The organism is Limnospira fusiformis SAG 85.79, from assembly GCF_012516315.1.
GTDB lineage: Bacteria > Cyanobacteriota > Cyanobacteriia > Cyanobacteriales > Microcoleaceae > Limnospira > Limnospira fusiformis.
The window spans coordinates 3,126,116-3,144,284 of sequence record NZ_CP051185.1; the positions used below are offsets into that span (position 1 = coordinate 3,126,116).

Here is an 18,169-nt window from a genome sequence, read left to right on the forward strand (position 1 = left end):
TAGTTAAGGTGGTTAGGACGTAGCTTTGAGAACGGAATCCATGGCATCATGGAGAGAATCAAACTGCTCAATGCAGTGGCGAATACGGGCTTTCAGCCACGACCAACATTTCTCTATCTTCTTGAGGTCTGGCGAATAAGGTGGTAGATAGAGTAAACGGCATTGAGCTGCCTCCACCAGTTCAGCAATCCGCCCCCCTTTATGAAACGTTGCATTGTCCAATACTAGAGTCTGACCTGGCTTCAATGTTGGAATTAAGATGAACTCCAACCACAACTCAAACACTGTCCGATTACAACAACCCTCAAAGCTAAAGGGAGCTAAGAGTTGTTGATGACACCATGCGGCTATCATACTTACCCTGCCCTGCCTCTTCCCTGATTTGAGTGCATGGAAGCGTTTTCCTTCCTCGCAGTAACCATAAGGGTAATCCGAGTCCTGACTATTCATGGCGGCTTCATCGAGGTAGACCACTTCTTCCGGCTCCATCTGTTCAATCTGAGCCATAAACTCCTCTCGCTGTTGCTTCCAACGTTCTTGGTAGCCGTAAGTTTTTTTTCTGGTGAAGCCAATTTTCTTCAAGGCTCTGGATATGGTGCGAGGAGAGATGTCGTCATCCCAAAGTTCAGCCATTTGAGCGGAGGTTTTGTGGCCATGCTCTTGGGCAAAAGCCTTGAATTTATGCCAGTCGGTAATTTTGTGGTTATTGCCAGGTCGGTGATGAGGTTTAGGGAGGAAGTCTCCGGTCTGTGCTTTTCTTTGCAGCCAGAGATTAATGGTGTTCCTGCTGACATGGAAAACTTGACTGGCTTCTGTTTTGGGCATACCGTCTAGTTCAATGGCATCAATAACTTTTTGTCTGAGGTCGTAACTATAGGGGGCTGGCATTTTTGGTCTTCTTAGTCATCTCGTCCTCTCCATTATACGTCCTAAGTGTTCTGTCTTGTGCTATATACAAAAACCTTCAATTATTACACCGCCACTGTCATGACGATAAAACGGCGTTAGACAACGCCAACGCTGTATCCTTAACAATGGAGCAGTCAAACTAGGAGCCGTGTGAAGGGAAACTTTCACGCACGGTTTTGAATGGGAGGGGATGGAGGTGACTCCATTCTCGACCCCTAATTCTCCAAGACAAAGGTTTGAGCTTGTTAAGAACATTAAGGGAAACCTCAAAGCAAAACCACTGCGACGGGTGTGGATACCAAAACCTGGCAGGGATGAAAAACGCCCTCTAGGAATTCCCACAATCCAAGATAGAGCAAGGCAAGCCTTGGTTAAGTCGGCACTTGAGCCCGAATGGGAGTCAAGATTTGAAGGCACAAGCTATGGGTTCCGTCCAGGACGGTCAACCCAAGACGCAATAGCAATTAGGGGTCGAGAGTAGAGTCGCCTCTACCCCCTCCCATTCAGAACCGGACGTGAGACTTTCGCCTCATCCGGCTCCTAGTCTGATTGTTCCATTGTTAAGGATACAGCATTGGCGTTGTCTAACGCCGTTTTATCGTCGTGACAGTGGCGGTGTAACCTACATTCCGCAGGTTGACAGGGAATAAAAGATATGGTGCTAGTCTAGGCTAGAAAGGGTTCCTTCGAGCGGTAGGCTCTGGCGATGCAGATTAAAAATTTAGACCATCTGGGTTTAGTGGCTGGAGTGATTGACGAACTTGGCCTGGTCGAGTTGACGGATAAGCGGATTGAACCTCATAGCTTGGAGCATGTGAGTGCCGGACAAGTGGTTAAAGCCATGATTTTGAACGCCCTAGGCTTTCTCAGTGCACCGTTGCATTTATTCAGCGAGTTTTTTGAGAGTAAAGCGGTGTCTCATCTGCTCGGGGAAGGGGTAGAGGCTCGTCACTTGAATGACGACCGCTTAGGTCGAGTGTTGGATGAACTCTACGCAGAAGGGACGACATCATTTTTTCTCCAGGTGGCGCTCCAGGCTGTGGAACGATTTGGAATTGATATTCAACAGCGTCATCTCGATGCCACCTCGATCTCAGTAGAAGGGAAGTATCAGCGGTGCTCGAAGGGGAAATCCGAGGTAGGACTTGAGTCAGCTCCCCCCGGTGAGACATCAGCAGAACCCAGCCCAATTCGGCTGTGTCGAGGCTATTCCCGAGACCATCGTCCAGATTTGAAACAGTTTTTGATGACTCTAGTCTGTGCCGCCGACGGTGGCGTGCCGCTATGGTTGCAGTTGGCCAGTGGCAATGAACAGGACACTCAGCAGTTTGCAGAGGTGCTCAAGGCGTTTGGTGACCAATGGACTAGCGACGGTATCGTTGTGATGGATGCCGCCTTTTACACAGCAGCCAATCTGCAGCAGATGGAGACCACGGGGTGGCTATCACGGTGTCGCTGACCCTAAAAGCGGCTCAAGAGCTGGTGCACAGCGATGTCACCCGACTGACTGAAGTCCCCTGCAACTCCAAGGATTACCGGATGTGGGAGATTGAGCAGACCTATGCCGGAGTGCGCCAGCGCTGACGCCTTCGTCGAAAGCCAAACCCGCAAAGCCAATGCCGACCTCTGGCAACCCGAATTAGAGAAGCTCGAACACCGCCTCAACCGCCAATTGAAAAAGCTGACCCAGCGGGTCTTTGCTTGCAAACCCGATGCCCTCGAGGCCTTGATGCAGTTTCAAGATGGACTCGAGGTGCATCAGCTCACTCAGGTCTCCCTGGAGACGGTGCGGAAAGCGACCCCCCGGTCGTCCCGCCAAATCCGCCGAACCCACCCCAGTTCAGGGCTATCGGCTCCAGGCCACGTTACAGCAGACCGCCACGGCGGAAGACCGCTTTAGCCGTCAGCGTAGTCGCTTTATTCTAGCCACCAATCAACTGGAGCAATCCCTCTGGCCGGCTCAGACCTGCTTGAGCGAATATAAAGGGCAACAGACCGTCGAGAGAGGCTTTCGCTTCCTCAAAGACCCCCTCTTCTTTGCCAGTAGCGTCTTTGTCAAAAAGCCGCAGCGGGTCGAGGCCTTAGCTCTCATCATGGCCCTAACCCTTATGGTGTATACCCTCGCCGAACGCCAACTGCGACAGGCGCTAGATGCTCAGAAGCAAACGGTGCGCGACCAACGCCAACAACCCACCGCTAAACCGACCTTTCGCTGGATTATGCAGAAGTTTCAAGGAATCCACTGGGTTAATCTCGATGGGCAAAGGCAGATTAGCAATCTCAATGATGAACGGCGATTGATTATTCACCTCTTCGGTCCACCCGTTGAGCGCTATTACTACGCATCCGGTTAATTACCTATCAACCTGCGGAATGTAGGGTGTAATAATTGAAGGTTCTGGTATATAGCACAAGACAGAACACTTAGGACGTATAATGGAGAGGACGAGATGACTAAGAAGACCCAAAATGCCAGCCCCCTATAGTTACGACCTCAGACAAAAAGTTATTGATGCCATTGAACTAGACGGTATGCCCAAAACAGAAGCCAGTCAAGTTTTCCATGTCAGCCGGAACACCATTAATCTCTGGCTGCAAAGAAAAGCACAGACCGGAGACTTCCTCCCTAAACCTCATCACCGACCTGGCAATAACCACAAAATTACCGACTGGCAAAAATTCAAGGCTTTTGCCCAAGAGCATGGCGACAAAACAGCAGCTCAAATGGCTGAACTTTGGGATGACGACATCTCTCCTCGCACCATATCCAGAGCCTTGAAGAAAATTGGCTTCACCAGAAAAAAAACTTACGGCTACCAAGAACGTGATGAGCAACAGCGAGAGGAGTTTATGGCTCAGATTGAACAGATGGAGCCGGAAGAAGTGGTCTACCTCGATGAAGCCGCCATGAATAGTCAGGACTCGGATTACCCTTATGGTTACTGCGAGGAAGGAAAACGCTTCCATGCACTCAAATCAGGGAAGAGGCAGGGCAGGGTAAGTATGATAGCCGCATGGTGTCATCAACAACTCTTAGCTCCCTTTAGCTTTGAGGGTTGTTGTAATCGGACAGTGTTTGAGTTGTGGTTGGAGTTCATCTTAATTCCAACATTGAAGCCAGGTCAGACTCTAGTATTGGACAATGCAACGTTTCATAAAGGGGGGCGGATTGCTGAACTGGTGGAGGCAGCTCAATGCCGTTTACTCTATCTACCACCTTATTCGCCAGACCTCAACAAGATAGAGAAATGTTGGTCGTGGCTGAAAGCCCGTATTCGCCACTGCATTGAGCAGTTTGATTCTCTCCATGATGCCATGGATTCCGTTCTCAAAGCTGCGTCCTAACCACCTTGACTAATGCTATACATCCTTTCCGCCTAGGCTTCGAGGTATAGCACAAAACAGGAAAGTTAGGACGTATAATGGAGAGGACGAGATGACTAAGAAGACCCAAAAAGCCAGCCCCCTATAGTTACGACCTCAGACAAAAAGTTATTAATGCAATTGAACTAGACGGTATGCCCAAAACATAAGCCAGTCAACTTTTCCATGTCAGCCGGAACACCATTAATCTCTGGCTGCAAAGAAAAGCACAGACCGGAGACTTCCTCCCTAAACCTCATCACCCACCTGGCAATAACCACAAAATTACCGACTGGCAAAAATTCAAGGCTTTTGCCCAAGAGCATGGCCACAAAACCTCCGCTCAGATGGCTGAACTTTGGGATGACGACATCTCTCCTCGCACCATATCCAGAGCCTTGAAGAAAATTGGCTTCACCAGAAAAAAAAACTTACGGCTACCAAGAACGTTGGAAGCAACAGCGAGAGGAGTTTATGGCTCAGATTGAACAGATGGAGCCGGAAGGGTTGGTTTACCTCGATGAAGCTGGCATGAATAGTCAAGACTCCGATTATCCTTATGGTTACTGCCAGGAAGGACAACGCTTCCATGCCCTCAAATCAGGGAAGAGGCAGGGCAGGGTGAGCTATAGCATTAGTCAAGGTGGTTAGGACGCAGCTTTGAGAACGGAATCCATGGCATCATGGAGAGAATCAAACTGCTCAATGCAGTGGCGAATACGGGCTTTCAGCCACGACCAACATTTCTCTATCTTGTTGAGGTCTGGCGAATAAGGTGGTAGATAGAGTAAACGGCATTGAGCTGCCTCCACCAGTTCAGCAATCCGCCCCCCTTTATGAAACGTTGCATTGTCCAATACTAGAGTCTGACCTGGCTTCAATGTTGGAATTAAGATGAACTCCAACCACAACTCATATCAAGTCCGGATAATCAATTATAGTAAAGTCTCGGTTTGATGCCACCAATGAAAACTGGTCAAGCCTCGAATTAATTCGCGCTGTTTCCACAAACTTCGGCAGCGAGCACACAAGAGTTCCTCTAGCTGATCAAGATTCTCAAATGAACGATTGGCAATGGGTTCATCTACCAGAGGCCACAGTCTTTCTGCTGGTTGTAGTTCCGGGGAATGGGACGGTAGAAACATTAAATGCAGTCCTTCGGGTACTTTCAGATTCTTACTGATATGCCATCCGGCTTGATCAACCACTAACATAATGTGTTGATTTGGACCTAATTTAAATTCGGCAGCAAACTCCTGTAACACTCGACTAAATAGAGTTGTATTGACGTAAGGTATAATCCACCAATAAGTCTCTCCCGTTTCCGGTCTCACAAAACCATATAGCCATAACCACTCGAATTTCCAATTAATATGGGCGAGTGGTTGACAATCTTCCGCTACATAAATACGTCGCATCACCGGTTTGAGTCCCAGACGGTGTTCATCTTCGCTTCACAATTGCACCTGTGCATCAGGGTATCTCCGGCGAAGTCCCTCTAACTCCGTTACCAGTTTTTTTTTCCAGGCTTGCTGCTCGTCTTCGTCACTTTCGGTGTGAGCCGGTCTCGGTACACGAAGCCGAAATGTCATTTGTCGCAGAATCTCCCATCCCCTTTGTCGGCTAATTTTTCGTCCAGTTACTCCTGTCAACCAGTCTGCCACCTGGCGACCGTTCCACAGTCCCCCATCCGGCGCTGTTCCTTGCAGGGCTTGCCATAACTGAGCTTGAGTCACATCATCAATTAACGGTGGATGTCCGGGATTTCCTTTTCGGCGCGCACCCAGCCCTTTTAATCCCAATTGGTTGTATCTCTTTACCAATTCATAAATCCAGATGCGACTGTAGCCCGTAATTTCTTGGACTTCCTCCGTGGTCTTCCCCTTAGCCAACAACCAAATAATTTGATATTGGCGACTTTCCAAGCCCTCTTGGGCTTGGTGATCAGCCCGGCCAAGTTCTTCGGTACTTAAGTGGGGAGCTATACTAATTCGTCTGGGCATAACGCAAGTTTGGCATTGGTCACTGATATTATAACCGATTAAGCGAACTTGATATCAAACACTGTCCGATTACAACAACCCTCAAAGCTAAAGGGAGCTAAGAGTTGTTGATGACACCATGCGGCTATCATACTTACCCTGCCCTGCCTCTTCCCTGATTTGAGTGCATGGAAGCGTTTTCCTTCCTCGCAGTAACCATAAGGGTAATCCGAGTCCTGACTATTCATGGCGGCTTCATCGAGGTAGACCACTTCTTCCGGCTCCATCTGTTCAATCTGAGCCATAAACTCCTCTCGCTGTTGCTTCCAACGTTCTTGGTAGCCGTAAGTTTTTTTTTCTGGTGAAGCCAATTTTCTTCAAGGCTCTGGATATGGTGCGAGGAGAGATGTCGTCATCCCAAAGTTCAGCCATTTGAGCTGCTGTTTTGTGGCCATGCTCTTGGGCAAAAGCCTTGAATTTCTGCCAGTCGGTAATTTTGTGGTTATTGCCAGGTCGGTGATGAGCTTTAGGGAGGAAGTCTCCGGTCTGTGCTTTTCTTTGCAGCCAGAGATTAATGGTGTTCCTGCTGACATGGAAAACTTGACTGGCTTCTGTTTTGGGCATACCGTCTAGTTCAATGGCATCAATAACTTTTTGTCTGAGGTCGTAACTATAGGGGGCTGGCATTTTTGGTCTTCTTAGTCATCTCGTCCTCTCCATTATACGTCCTAAGTGTTCTGTCTTGTGCTATATATGGCCCCATGGTGTCATCAACAACTCTTAGCTCCCTTTAGCTTTGAGGGTTGTTGTAATCGGACAGTGTTTGAGTTGTGGTTGGAGTTCATCTTAATTCCAACATTGAAGCCAGGTCAGACTCTAGTATTGGACAATGCAACGTTTCATAAAGGGGGGCGGATTGCTGAACTGGTGGAGGCAGCTCAATGCCGTTTACTCTATCTACCACCTTATTCGCCAGACCTCAACAAGATAGAGAAATGTTGGTCGTGGCTGAAAGCCCGTATTCGCCACTGCATTGAGCAGTTTGATTCTCTCCATGATGCCATGGATTCCGTTCTCAAAGCTGCGTCCTAACCACCTTGACTAATGCTATACAACGAAACACCTACTCTTCCCCTTGCTCTTTTGAGCGCAGCGTGTCAACCTATTTCGCTACTTATAGTTTACGATGGTTCAAGTCGGAACATTCAGATTTCCTTAGTCATGGATGGTTGGCAGTGGTCGGATTGTTGGGAATAGGTTTCCCTCACGCCTTCCGTTCCCCGCTTCTATCCCAGGGTTGTGAATCCTGAAACTGGGGGTGGCTATCGCCGTCACTCTTTCCCGCAATCGCCCTAATTGGTTTTAATACTCCTTCTTGTAGTCGTTGGGTATTCGATTTGATTTGCGGAATTGACCTTGAGTTCCCAGCCTTGCTTTCGCTGTTGGGACATATAAACAGTTATGGGGATGGTCAGAGTCGAGCCTCTTATATTCAGCCAAGGGGCTGAAATACCCACCAGGGGGTTATTTCGGGTATTGCAACTTTATTTAATGCCTGAATGTCTCGCACCGCTGCTTACTATTTACGATGGTTCAAGTCGGAACATTCAGATTTCCTTAGTCATGGATGGTTGGCAGTGGTCGTTTTTGGTAGTAGGTTCTACTTCACGCCTTCCGTTCCCCGCTTCTATCCCAGGGTTGTGAATCCTGAAACTGGGGGTGGCTATCGCCGTTACTCTTTCCCACATTCGCCCAAGTGGTTTTAATACTCCTCCTTATGGTATAATTGAGCATTACGATTTCTTTGTGGGATTGACCTTGAGTTCCCTGCCCTACTTAGATTCCTCCAAGCGTCGGGACATATAAACAGTTATGGGAATGGTCAGGAGTGCACTCCTTATATTCAACCAAGGGGTTGAAGTACCCTCCAGACAGTTATTTCAGCATTGCAGCCTTATTTCATGCCTGAACGTCTCGCACAACTATCATAGTAAATCATGGGTTTCCAACCCCGTGCTTCCAGCACGGCTTTACATTGGAGACACTTCTCACTAAAATACACATAGTTCTAGTGAGAAGCTATGTACCTGACTCAAAAGAACCAGATACGAGGACTTCCAGTGCGAGAGTTGAAAGCCTTGGGGGAACTCTGCCGACTGAGTAAAAATCTCTACAATGTAGGAATTTACACTCAATGGCAGTATTACTTCCAAGATGGGAAACATCTTTGCTACGAGTCCAACTATCACTACTGTAAGGGAAACTCGAACTATAAACGGTTGAACACCGATATAGCCCAACAAACTCTTAAAGTAGTCGATCGCACTTTTCGGAGCTTCTACCGTTTGAGCCAGGCCCTCAAAGAGGAGACCTTTCCACAGAAAGTTAGACTCCCTCACTACCGGCCCAAAGACGCTTATTTCGTCCGGATTAGGCCGAGGGTTAAAATCAAGGACGGAAAATTTAGAGTTCCCGTGTCTCTCGACTTGGGCAACTGGCGGGGCGAAATTTGGATTCCTTTCCCGGAAAGAATCGCTCCCGACACTCTCAAGGAAGTTCGGATTCACCCTCGATATAACGCCCGTTTTTTTGACGTGGAGTTTATTTACGAGGTGGAAGCAACTCCCGTTCCCACCGAACCCGATACGGCTCTAGAGATCGATATCGGACTTGACAATCTGGCTACTTGCGTCGATACCAACGGGGCATCCTTTATCGTGGATGGCAAAAAACTGAAATCCCTTAACCGTTGGTACAACAAAGAGAACGCCCGACTGCAATCGATTAAAGATTTGCAGAAAATCGAGGGAATAAAGGAGCGCCAGACTAGGGTAACGCGGAATCGCCATAGCAAGGTTAGGGATTATCTCAACAAAGCCGCCCGTTACATTGTTAATCACTGTATCGAGAACCGAATCGCGAAAATTGTGGTAGGTTTTAACGTCGGTATCAAGCCGGAGATTAATATCGCCAGCCCCAATAACCAGAACTTCCTTCAAATTCCCCACGCCAGTTTTAGAGCTAAACTGAAAGCATTGCGGGGGAGATACGGTATCTCCTACGTTGAACAGGAGGAATCGTATACTTCTAAAGCTAGTTTTCCTATTGGGGGATAAATTGCCGAAACACCGATAAACCGAGAGAGTATGATTTAATCTCAAATTAGGTTAATATTTTAGGGCAATATGGTATAATAAGCGAGAAGAGTTGAGGATAAACCTATTGCCAGATATGTCAAACCCAAGGAAGGAGCCCAAATCCTTGGAGTCCATGAAAGAACACTCCGCAGATGGGACTCCAATGGCTCAATCGAGACCATCAGAACCCCCGCTGGGCAACGACGATACAACGTTGAGTCATATTCTGATTCCATATCAGGCAGTGACAAATGCAAAGTCGTTATCTATGCCAGAGTTAGTAGCCGCGCCCAGCAGTCAGACCTCAACCGACAGGTGGCCGCACTGTCCAACCTCTACCCCGAAGCAGAAGTCGTCTCAGAAATCCGAGGCGGGCTCAACTTCAAGGGAAAGAAAATGCTGGCCTGACTGGGACATCATTTGTCAGGAGATGTCGGCATGGTTGTCGTTGCCCACCCAGACCGATTGGCAATATGGGGATTTGACTTGTTTCGATGGCTCTGTGAGCAAAACAGGTGCTCACTCATGGTTCTCAACCAGACAAGTCTCAGTCCAGAACGAGAAATGGTTGAGGACATCCTCGCCATCCTCCACTGCTTCAGTTCCCGATTATACGGACGGAGTAAATACAAAACTCAGGTCAAAGAAGATCCGGATTTACCCCAGCCTAGAGCTAAATCAAGTCTGGCGTAAATGGCTGGCTGCTTGTCGGTATTGCTACAACCAAGCAATTGCATTATCCCGGAGTGGTAAATGACTAAGCAAGTTAAAGTTACGCTGCGGAAGTGATGCAGAGTGACTTACCCGAATGGGTCAAAGAAACACCCTGCCACATTCGGCAAAATGCCATCTTTGATGCCTATCAGGCTTTGACCGCCAGTCCTGGTGCAAGGTTTAGAAGTTGTCGTGACAGCTCTCAAGCGATTAAGTTCAATAATACTAATTTCTCTTCAGGGAGTTGGTATCCAAGACTCACGAAAGGATTAACTTTCATGGTTTCCGAACCCATCCCTAAAACTTGCGGGCAAGGGACTCAGTTGGTGTTTACCAAAGGTCGATGGTTGGCGATTTTCCCTGAACCAGTTGCCGTTACCCCAACTGAAGCGAATGGCGTAATTACATTAGACCCGGGTGTGCGAACTTTCATAACTGGGTTTGATGGCTCTCGGTTTCTGGAATTGGGCTCCGGGGATATAGGACGCATTACTAGGCTATGTCAACATTTGGATGATTTGATGAGCCGAATCGCCAAGGAACCCTGTCGTTCAAGGAGGCGACGGATGAGGCAAGCGGCTCAACGAATGAGAACCAAAATCCGCAATCTAGTTGATGAAGCCCACAAACAAATTGCTCACTACTTGACTCACAACTACAGCATAATTTTTCTGCCCACCTTCGAGACTTCCAACATGGTTGCCAAAGCCAAGCGGAAAATCAAATCCAAGACGGCCCGAGCCATGCTGACATGGGCGCATTATCGATTCAAACTAACCCTGAGACATCAAGCCGAGATAACTGGAACCACAGTTGTAGATGTGACGGAAGAATACACCAGCAAAACCTGTACTCACTGTGGTCAGATGCATTCCCAGCTAGGTGGCTCAAAAGTGTTCCGATGTCCTGAGTGTGGGTTCACTCTACCCAGGGACTGGAACGGTGCTTTTGGAATCTTTCTAAAAGCTTTGCGGGATACCGCCTCTGTTACCTTAACGGGTAATAGTGCTATCGTCGCATTGTCAGGCAATAGCCGGATAAATGTCGCGTAAATGTATCAGTCTAAATTCTCTAGCCAACGGCTTAAACGGGGGCTGTATCGAACGAAAGATGGTTTTCTGGTTAACGCGGACTGTAACGGGGCGGCTAATATATTGAGGAAAAGTAAGCACAATGCTTTAAGCGGAGTGTCTGGGGGTTGTTTGGCACAGCCGTTAAGAGTGAAAATCTCTTAAAAATCTCCGCCTTCTACGGCGCTAGAGTGTCAACCGGACGCTAACCTTACGGCTATAGCGCGGGGCTTATCGGCGGTTAAGCTAAGTTTCTGGGTCAACCCTGATCAAGATTTGGCAAGCACTCAAGATTTGGCAAGCACTGGGGTAAGGGTAATCCTATCTCAGCCAGCCTAGCCTCTGAATAAATCCCCTTAGTGGGAAGTATGAAACATCAACTTGGAGAACGACAAATATGGACTTATCACTTATTCCCCCGGAACCGAAACCAGGATTGGTCAATGTGTTGATCGAAATTCCTGCGGGGAGTAAAAATAAATACGAATTTGACAAAGATTTACAAGCCTTCGCCGTAGATCGGGTTTTATACTCCTCTGTCCAGTACCCCTATGATTATGGGTTTATCCCGAATACTTTAGCGGATGATGGAGACCCCCTTGATGGCATGGTGTTGATGGATCAACCGACATTTCCTGGTTGTGTGATTGCGGCGCGGCCCATTGGTATGCTAGAAATGATTGATGGTGGCGATCGCGATGAGAAAATTCTCTGTGTTCCTGCCAAAGACCCCCGCTATAGTGAGGTAAAATCTCTGAAAGATATCGCACCTCACCGCCTAGAGGAAATTGCGGAATTTTTCAGAACCTACAAAAATCTTGAGAAAAAAGTCACAGAAATTCTGGGTTGGCAAGATGTGGACAAGGTACAAGCTATAGTGCAAGCCTCTTGCATAAAATCCGGTAATTTCCGGCAGGAGCCGGAAATTACTCCTCAAAGGAGATGTAAGATGCAGGTCCAGGATTAGACCTACGTTAAGGGGGTGATGACACCATCGGGTGAACACGAGCCTGTTGCTCTGTCGTCTATCTTTAAGGAACGACATGAGTGGATTTGTCAGCTCGAGTGAGCTAGACGTAAAAAGCCCCTTTAACATGACCGAGGCAAACATTACCCCATCTGGGAGATAGCTTAAATGCCAAATTACCAAAATTACGTTTTTGTGGTTGACACACTGGGGCAACCGTTAAGTCCCACTCATCCGGCCAGAGCCAGAAAGCTTTTGAAGAAGGGTTTAGCCGCAGTGTTTAGGACTTATCCATTTACAATTATACTCAAGAAAACTGTTGAGAACCCGGGCAATGAACCTAGTCGGATCAAGTTAGACCCAGGGGCATCAGTGACGGGTATTGCCTTAGTTAATCAAAGTCGGGACACAGTTATCTGGGCGGCTGAATTGACTCATAGAGGAGATAGAATCCGAGCCAAGTTAACTGCACGTCGCGTGGTTCGCCGCCACCGTCGTTGCCGAAAAACTCGTTACCGTCAAGCCAGATTCAATAACAGAAAGCGCCAAGAAGGATGGTTGGCTCCCAGCCTCAAACATCGAGTTGAAACCACCTTGACCTGGGTAAATCGACTGATTTCCTCACGCCCGATAACGGACATATCCATGGAGTTGGTACGATTTGACACCCAAAAGCTGCCCAACCCGGAAATATCTGGAGTTGAATACCAGCAAGGGGTTTTATTTGGATACGAGTTGAGAGAATATCTCTTGACGAAATGGCAACACCAGTGTGCCTACTGTGGTGGCCAAAATATCCCTTTAGAAATCGAACACATTCAGCCCAAAAGCCAGGGTGGTTTCGACCGAGTTAGCAATCTGGGTATTGCTTGCCATAAATGCAATCAGAAAAAAGGTTCTCAGCCGGTCGAGCAGTTTCTTTTGCCGAAACCGGAAATCTTGAAGCGGTGTAGCGTGCAGGCCCAAGCCCCCCTGAAAAATGCGGCAGCCGTCAATTCTACCCGATGGGCATTGTTTAACCGCCTGAAGCCAACTGGATTACCCATTGAAATTGGCACTGGAGGTTTAACAAAATATAATCGGACGGTTCAAGGACTACCGAAAACTCATTGGCTAGATGCCGCTGATTGTGTGGGAAAAAGCACCCACCCCCCGGTTGACAATCAAAACTCACCAGCCATTACTAATTACTTGTTTTGGGCGCGGTGACCGTCCAAAAGCGGCTCCTAACAAGAGGCTTCCGATTCGCCATAACCCATTAAAACCAATTAAGGGATGGCTTACCGGGGATATAGCCAAGCAGATGGCACATGGAATCGGTAGAATAACCCCGTCGAGTCGCGGCAGTTTTGTTTTAACCAAACCTGACAAAACTCAGTTTTCAGTCAAACCAATAGATTTGAAACCTGTTTTGAGAAGAGATGGCTATTTGTATAAATTTTCCTGAGTTGTCAGGTAATTACCAGGTTATAGATATACTGCAAGGATGACGGAGAAAGCCTAGCGATACCGATTTTACCCGGAACAGGAAAACCTGTTGCGGAGGACTTTGGGTTGTGTTCGCCTGGTGTATAACAAGCCATTAGCCACGGGGACTGATGGTTGGACTTCGCTCACCAACCAAGGTTGGTACGAGGAACAAGAGGGCATTGATTACGTCGAGACTTCTTCGATGCTGAGGAGGTGGAACAAGACGGAAGGGCTGGACTTGATCAAGCAGGTCAGTTCGGTTCGGCGATCGCAGAGACTCAGGCATTGGCAGTCCGCATTTTCCAACTTCTTCGCGGGAAGGACGAAGTACCCGAAGTTTAAAAAGAGGAGGAAGGGCGGAAGGGCTGAGTTGACCAAAGCGGCTTTTAATCGGGCGGGTTTATCCAGTGGGCTGGTGTTGGGCATGGCTGACGGTGGAGGCCGCCCCTACAGGGGATGCTTAAACTGCGGATACGATCGCCCTTAAAAATGCCGTTAAAAGTCCGGGAGTGGGAATGTCCCGACTGGGAAACTGATCACGACCGAGACAGACGTAAACGCCAGGATCAACATCTTAGCTGCCTGGCTGGCGGTGTCGGTCTGGGTGGCGACCCGAAGACCAGAACACAGCCGGAGTTGCGGGAGTGGTGCTCAAAACCCCAAAGGGGGAAAGAACCAGAAACCCAAATTGTTAGGTTTGGGAATCCCCTTCCGGTTACGGGGAGGATGTCAATGTGATCTGATGAGACCTTAAAATATGTATCGAACCCTGTTGTTGGCTAAAATTCATAACTGTACCCTAACTGAGGCTAACCTTAATTATGTCGGCAGTATAAGTATTGACCAAAACTTACTGGACACTGCCGGAATTTTGGTTAATGAACAGGTACAGGTGGTTAACACCACTAACGGGGCTAGACTGATTACCTATGTCATTCCTGCCCCACCTGGGTCTGGTGAAATTCAATTGAATGGGGCGGCGGCTCGTTTAGGCATTCCAGGCGATCGCCTGATAATTATGGCCTATGGGCAGTTGACCCCGGAAGAAGTCCCCACTCATCAGCCGAAAGTGGTTCTTGTGGACGAAAAAAATCAAGTGATCGAAATTCGCGGCCATGAATAGTTTAACAAAATTATCAGAAAAAATGGGTTGAAAACCTCGTCCTTTTAGGGCGACTTGGTGTGAACATAAATTGAAGTCGTTGACTTTGGGAACGCCGGAAACAAGAGACACTCCGTAATCCCTAAAACTCTAGCCATCACTGGTAGAAAAGCTTTCATCGTCAGTTCAAATGGCCAGAGCGAAGTCAAAATCAAATAGGGTAGGGCATACCCGAATTTACGCTTGGGGAGTAGTCTTTAAGAGTGCTTACTGTAAAAGGTGTAGGTGCGAGACCTTCAGGCATGAAATAGGGTTGAGACACCCGAAATAACCGCCTGGTGGGGACTTCAACCCCTTGGTTGAATACAAGAAGCGCACTTCTGACCATCCCTATAACTGTTTATATGTCCCGACGATTTGTATCATACGATACCAAATACCGGCAGGGAACCCAAGGTCAACAAACTCTGTAACAAATCGTAGTAGGGGTCGAGAGAGATGTCACCATCTCCCCCTCCCATACAGAACCGTACTTGAGACTTTCACCTCATACGGCTCCTAATTTGATTGTTCCATTGTTAAGGATACAGCGTTGGCATTGTCAATTGCCGTCTTATCATCATGACAGTGGCGGTGTAATAGTTGAAGGTTCTTGTATTCATCCTTTCCGCCTTGGCTTCGAGGTGCAATGTGGCTGAGAGGGTGACAAGAGAGCTAGACTGATTGCTGTACAAGGGATAGAGCATTTAGTCCTTGCCGAAAATTCTGAGCTTTATGAGGCTTGAGAGCCATCAATGCTAACATCTCTTCTTGCCAGAAAACTAGCGACTGGCTCCAAGCATAACCCGATAATCCGAGCCCAAAAATACTGTGATATCAAGTTCGCTTAATCGGTTATAATATCAGTGACCAATGCCAAACTTGCGTTATGCCCAGACGAATTAGTATAGCTCCCCACTTAAGTACCGAAGAACTTGGCCGGGCTGATCACCAAGCCCAAGAGGGCTTGGAAAGTCGCCAATATCAAATTATTTGGTTGTTGGCTAAGGGGAAGACCACGGAGGAAGTCCAAGAAATTACGGGCTACAGTCGCATCTGGATTTATGAATTGGTAAAGAGATACAACCAATTGGGATTAAAAGGGCTGGGTGCGCGCCGAAAAGGAAATCCCGGACATCCACCGTTAATTGATGATGTGACTCAAGCTCAGTTATGGCAAGCCCTGCAAGGAACAGCGCCGGATGGGGGACTGTGGAACGGTCGCCAGGTGGCAGACTGGTTGACAGGAGTAACTGGACGAAAAATTAGCCGACAAAGGGGATGGGAGATTCTGCGACAAATGACATTTCGGCTTCGTGTACCGAGACCGGCTCACATCGAAAGTGACGAAGACGAGCAGCAAGCCTGGAAAAAAAAACTGGTAACGGAGTTAGAGGGACTTCGCCGGAGATACCCTGATGCACAGGTGCAATTGTGGAGCGAAGATGAACACCGTCTGGGACTCAAACCGGTGATGCGACGTATTTATGTAGCGGAAGATTGTCAACCACTCGCCCATATTAATTGGAAATTCGAGTGGTTATGGCTATATGGTTTTGTGAGACCGGAAACGGGAGAGACTTATTGGTGGATTATACCTTACGTCAATACAACTCTATTTAGTCGAGTGTTACAGGAGTTTGCTGCCGAATTTAAATTAGGTCCAAATCAACACATTATGTTAGTGGTTGATCAAGCCGGATGGCATATCAGTAAGAATCTGAAAGTACCCGAAGGACTGCATTTAATGTTTCTACCGTCCCATTCCCCGGAACTACAACCAGCAGAAAGACTGTGGCCTCTGGTAGATGAACCCATTGCCAATCGTTCATTTGAGAATCTTGATCAGCTAGAGGAACTCTTGTGTGCTCGCTGCCGAAGTTTGTGGAAACAGCGCGAATTAATTCGAGGCTTGACCAGTTTTCATTGGTGGCATCAAACCGAGACTTTACTATAATTGATTATCCGGACTTGATATGATGGGGAAAATTATTAGGAGTTTTTTCGCTTCGACCGAGGTAAGCTACTAAGTGATTAGCTTCCCACTCATGACCTCCTAGTGTCGCCAGCCAATAAGCAAAAGTAATCAACAAAACCAAGGCTAAAAATCGGGTTGAATCCACCCGAGTAGATTCCATATTATAGCCCCCACTTTGACAATCTCTAAACATCATTTCGATACCCCACCGTGCTTGATAAAGTTGCTTAACCAGCTTGGGGTTATCAAGCCTAGTTAGTAAATACCACGGTTATTTTACCTTTTTTCCTCGGTGAATTTTTTGCCAATAAACTCCTAGGTTAAATCCCTGAATAGGTGCAAATTTTTGCAAGGTTACATTTTTAAAAAAATGGGATTCGCCCGACTTAAATCCTTGAGTTTTTAAAGACTTACCTGGCTGGCATGAGGTAGCTACAAAAGCACTCTTTTTATAACGAAATATAGCATTAGTCAAGGTGGTTAGGACGCAGCTTTGAGAACGGAATCCATGGCATCATGGAGAGAATCACTAAGTACAGGACAAAAGTTGTAGAGCCTGGTGAAACCGCCCTGAAAACAAAGGCAGATTAGAGAAAGTGCGGCGTAGAAAATCGAAGCCAGTGCGGAAAAGACTCTGGGAGCGTCGTCCGTGAGCCTTCAAAGGAATGGGTGAACCTTGGTGAATCCACAAACCCACCTTCATAGCCCAAGTAAAAGCCAGGCTAAGCAAAGCCAATAAACGGCTCAAGCGCTCAGGGTCCTTAAAGTGAGTCGATTCGAGACAGAAGCCCCGAGTCTTCAAGGCTCCGAAGAGGTTTTCAATACCCCAACGCCGAGCATAGTCGGGGAGGGCCGTTTCGGGGCAAGCGTTAGTGATGAGAATCAACAACTCCCCCGAATCAGCCAGACGAGAGCCAATGACGTAAACCTGCCGTCCCCAAACCCAACGGCGACCCGAAAGCTGGCGAAATTCTCCGGGTCGCAGAGAATCAAACATTCGTTCGCCGCTACGCCGAGTTCCTCCTAACTTAGGACTAATCAGCTCGCTGTGGCGGATGCGTAGGCGGAAAGGAACCTCGGGGTCGATGAGAAGATACGAGAGCCAATCTCGCCCCACAAATTCCCGGTCAGCGGTCAGACAAGCCACCTCCACGTCAGGAAATAGTGCCTCGAAGCGGTCGAATAAGTCCATGCGTTCGCCACTGTTGCTATTGCCCTTTTTGTCAAGCATCGTCCACAGCAGGGGAAAGGCAATCCCCTCGTGGACGACTGCCAACATCAAGATGTTGAAATGGGTTTGACCGAAAGACCAACAGGTGCGGTCGAGACTAAGAGTCCAAGGTTGGGGAATGTCAATGAGGCTAACGACGAAACGGGCAATCTCTGCCCGGTCAAATTTGAATTGCCGAAAAAAACGTTGTAATCGCTTGTATAGGAT

General features: G+C 47.8%; 12 protein-coding genes and 14 pseudogenes. 17 read left to right on the plus strand and 9 right to left on the minus strand.

The window, feature by feature from the left end:
• Nucleotides 1–12: 12 nt before the first annotated feature.
• On the minus strand, nucleotides 13–888 hold the full coding sequence (locus HFV01_RS14615) for an IS630 family transposase (protein ID WP_006669999.1): 876 nt from the start codon (nucleotides 886–888) through the stop codon (nucleotides 13–15).
• 241 nt (nucleotides 889–1,129) lie between these two features.
• On the opposite strand from HFV01_RS14615, the pseudogene HFV01_RS14620 reads away from it, so the two are divergent.
• Nucleotides 1,130–1,372: pseudogene (locus tag HFV01_RS14620) on the plus strand (group II intron reverse transcriptase/maturase); the annotation flags it as partial.
• Nucleotides 1,373–1,449: 77 nt separating this feature from the next.
• Here HFV01_RS14620 and HFV01_RS32115 read toward each other — a convergent pair.
• Nucleotides 1,450–1,530, minus strand: a pseudogene (locus tag HFV01_RS32115) (HNH endonuclease); the annotation flags it as partial.
• Between the two features lie 85 nt (nucleotides 1,531–1,615).
• Between HFV01_RS32115 and HFV01_RS14625 the strand changes: the two are divergent.
• From HFV01_RS14625 to HFV01_RS14635, 3 genes and pseudogenes are all read left to right on the plus strand, one after another.
• A pseudogene (locus HFV01_RS14625) lies at nucleotides 1,616–3,263 on the plus strand (IS1634-like element ISAtsp2 family transposase).
• 115 nt (nucleotides 3,264–3,378) lie between these two features.
• Nucleotides 3,379–4,254, plus strand: coding sequence for an IS630-like element ISAtsp1 family transposase (locus tag HFV01_RS14630; RefSeq protein WP_006668645.1), 876 nt, complete (start codon nucleotides 3,379–3,381; stop codon nucleotides 4,252–4,254).
• A gap of 149 nt (nucleotides 4,255–4,403) precedes the next feature.
• Nucleotides 4,404–4,899 (plus strand): annotated as a pseudogene (locus tag HFV01_RS14635) (IS630 transposase-related protein); the annotation flags it as partial.
• A gap of 20 nt (nucleotides 4,900–4,919) precedes the next feature.
• Here HFV01_RS14635 and HFV01_RS14640 read toward each other — a convergent pair.
• The 3 pseudogenes from HFV01_RS14640 to HFV01_RS14650 all read right to left on the minus strand — a co-directional run.
• Nucleotides 4,920–5,189: pseudogene (locus tag HFV01_RS14640) on the minus strand (transposase); the annotation flags it as partial.
• An 18-nt stretch (nucleotides 5,190–5,207) separates the two neighbouring features.
• Nucleotides 5,208–6,275, minus strand: a pseudogene (locus HFV01_RS14645) (IS630-like element ISAtsp4 family transposase).
• A gap of 50 nt (nucleotides 6,276–6,325) precedes the next feature.
• Nucleotides 6,326–6,941 (minus strand): annotated as a pseudogene (locus tag HFV01_RS14650) (IS630 family transposase); the annotation flags it as partial.
• A gap of 57 nt (nucleotides 6,942–6,998) precedes the next feature.
• Here HFV01_RS14650 and HFV01_RS14655 point away from each other — a divergent pair.
• The 12 genes and pseudogenes from HFV01_RS14655 to panD form a co-directional block, all read left to right on the plus strand.
• Nucleotides 6,999–7,346: pseudogene (locus HFV01_RS14655) on the plus strand (transposase); the annotation flags it as partial.
• 467 nt (nucleotides 7,347–7,813) lie between these two features.
• Nucleotides 7,814–8,020, plus strand: coding sequence for a hypothetical protein (locus tag HFV01_RS14665; RefSeq protein ID WP_193521243.1), 207 nt, complete (start codon nucleotides 7,814–7,816; stop codon nucleotides 8,018–8,020).
• 315 nt (nucleotides 8,021–8,335) lie between these two features.
• Nucleotides 8,336–9,370, plus strand: a complete 1,035-nt coding sequence (locus HFV01_RS14670; RefSeq protein WP_006625941.1) for an RNA-guided endonuclease InsQ/TnpB family protein — start codon at nucleotides 8,336–8,338, stop codon at nucleotides 9,368–9,370.
• Between the two features lie 105 nt (nucleotides 9,371–9,475).
• Nucleotides 9,476–10,084, plus strand: a pseudogene (locus HFV01_RS14675) (IS607 family transposase).
• Nucleotides 10,047–10,148, plus strand: coding sequence for a hypothetical protein (locus HFV01_RS30750; RefSeq protein ID WP_231296551.1), 102 nt, complete (start codon nucleotides 10,047–10,049; stop codon nucleotides 10,146–10,148). Before HFV01_RS14675 ends, HFV01_RS30750 begins: the two are co-directional and overlap by 38 nt.
• A gap of 31 nt (nucleotides 10,149–10,179) precedes the next feature.
• Nucleotides 10,180–11,157 (plus strand): RNA-guided endonuclease InsQ/TnpB family protein, encoded by a 978-nt coding sequence (locus tag HFV01_RS14680; protein WP_006670006.1) that lies wholly within the window; start codon nucleotides 10,180–10,182, stop codon nucleotides 11,155–11,157.
• A gap of 415 nt (nucleotides 11,158–11,572) precedes the next feature.
• Entirely contained in the window at nucleotides 11,573–12,142 is a 570-nt protein-coding gene (locus HFV01_RS14685; RefSeq protein WP_006625944.1) for an inorganic diphosphatase, read from the plus strand.
• 168 nt (nucleotides 12,143–12,310) lie between these two features.
• Complete coding sequence (gene iscB, locus HFV01_RS14690) at nucleotides 12,311–13,351, plus strand: RNA-guided endonuclease IscB (protein WP_006625945.1); 1,041 nt, start codon at nucleotides 12,311–12,313, stop codon at nucleotides 13,349–13,351.
• A 307-nt stretch (nucleotides 13,352–13,658) separates the two neighbouring features.
• A pseudogene (locus HFV01_RS30755) lies at nucleotides 13,659–13,736 on the plus strand (helix-turn-helix domain-containing protein); the annotation flags it as partial.
• A gap of 89 nt (nucleotides 13,737–13,825) precedes the next feature.
• Complete coding sequence (locus HFV01_RS30760; RefSeq protein ID WP_006625947.1) at nucleotides 13,826–13,954, plus strand: hypothetical protein; 129 nt, start codon at nucleotides 13,826–13,828, stop codon at nucleotides 13,952–13,954.
• Between the two features lie 114 nt (nucleotides 13,955–14,068).
• Complete coding sequence (locus HFV01_RS30765) at nucleotides 14,069–14,350, plus strand: hypothetical protein (protein ID WP_006625949.1); 282 nt, start codon at nucleotides 14,069–14,071, stop codon at nucleotides 14,348–14,350.
• Nucleotides 14,351–14,369: 19 nt separating this feature from the next.
• Entirely contained in the window at nucleotides 14,370–14,735 is a 366-nt protein-coding gene (gene panD / locus HFV01_RS14700; protein WP_006615999.1) for an aspartate 1-decarboxylase, read from the plus strand.
• A gap of 537 nt (nucleotides 14,736–15,272) precedes the next feature.
• Here the strand turns inward: panD and HFV01_RS14705 are convergent.
• A pseudogene (locus HFV01_RS14705) lies at nucleotides 15,273–15,413 on the minus strand (HNH endonuclease); the annotation flags it as partial.
• A 15-nt stretch (nucleotides 15,414–15,428) separates the two neighbouring features.
• Nucleotides 15,429–15,590: pseudogene (locus tag HFV01_RS14710) on the minus strand (IS4 family transposase); the annotation flags it as partial.
• A gap of 52 nt (nucleotides 15,591–15,642) precedes the next feature.
• Here HFV01_RS14710 and HFV01_RS14715 point away from each other — a divergent pair.
• Complete coding sequence (locus HFV01_RS14715) at nucleotides 15,643–16,710, plus strand: IS630-like element ISAtsp4 family transposase (protein WP_006625950.1); 1,068 nt, start codon at nucleotides 15,643–15,645, stop codon at nucleotides 16,708–16,710.
• Between the two features lie 19 nt (nucleotides 16,711–16,729).
• Here HFV01_RS14715 and HFV01_RS14720 read toward each other — a convergent pair.
• Nucleotides 16,730–17,200, minus strand: a pseudogene (locus HFV01_RS14720) (transposase); the annotation flags it as partial.
• Between the two features lie 60 nt (nucleotides 17,201–17,260).
• Nucleotides 17,261–18,163, minus strand: a pseudogene (locus HFV01_RS14725) (IS4-like element ISAtsp3 family transposase); the annotation flags it as partial.
• Between the last annotated feature and the right edge of the window lie 6 nt (nucleotides 18,164–18,169).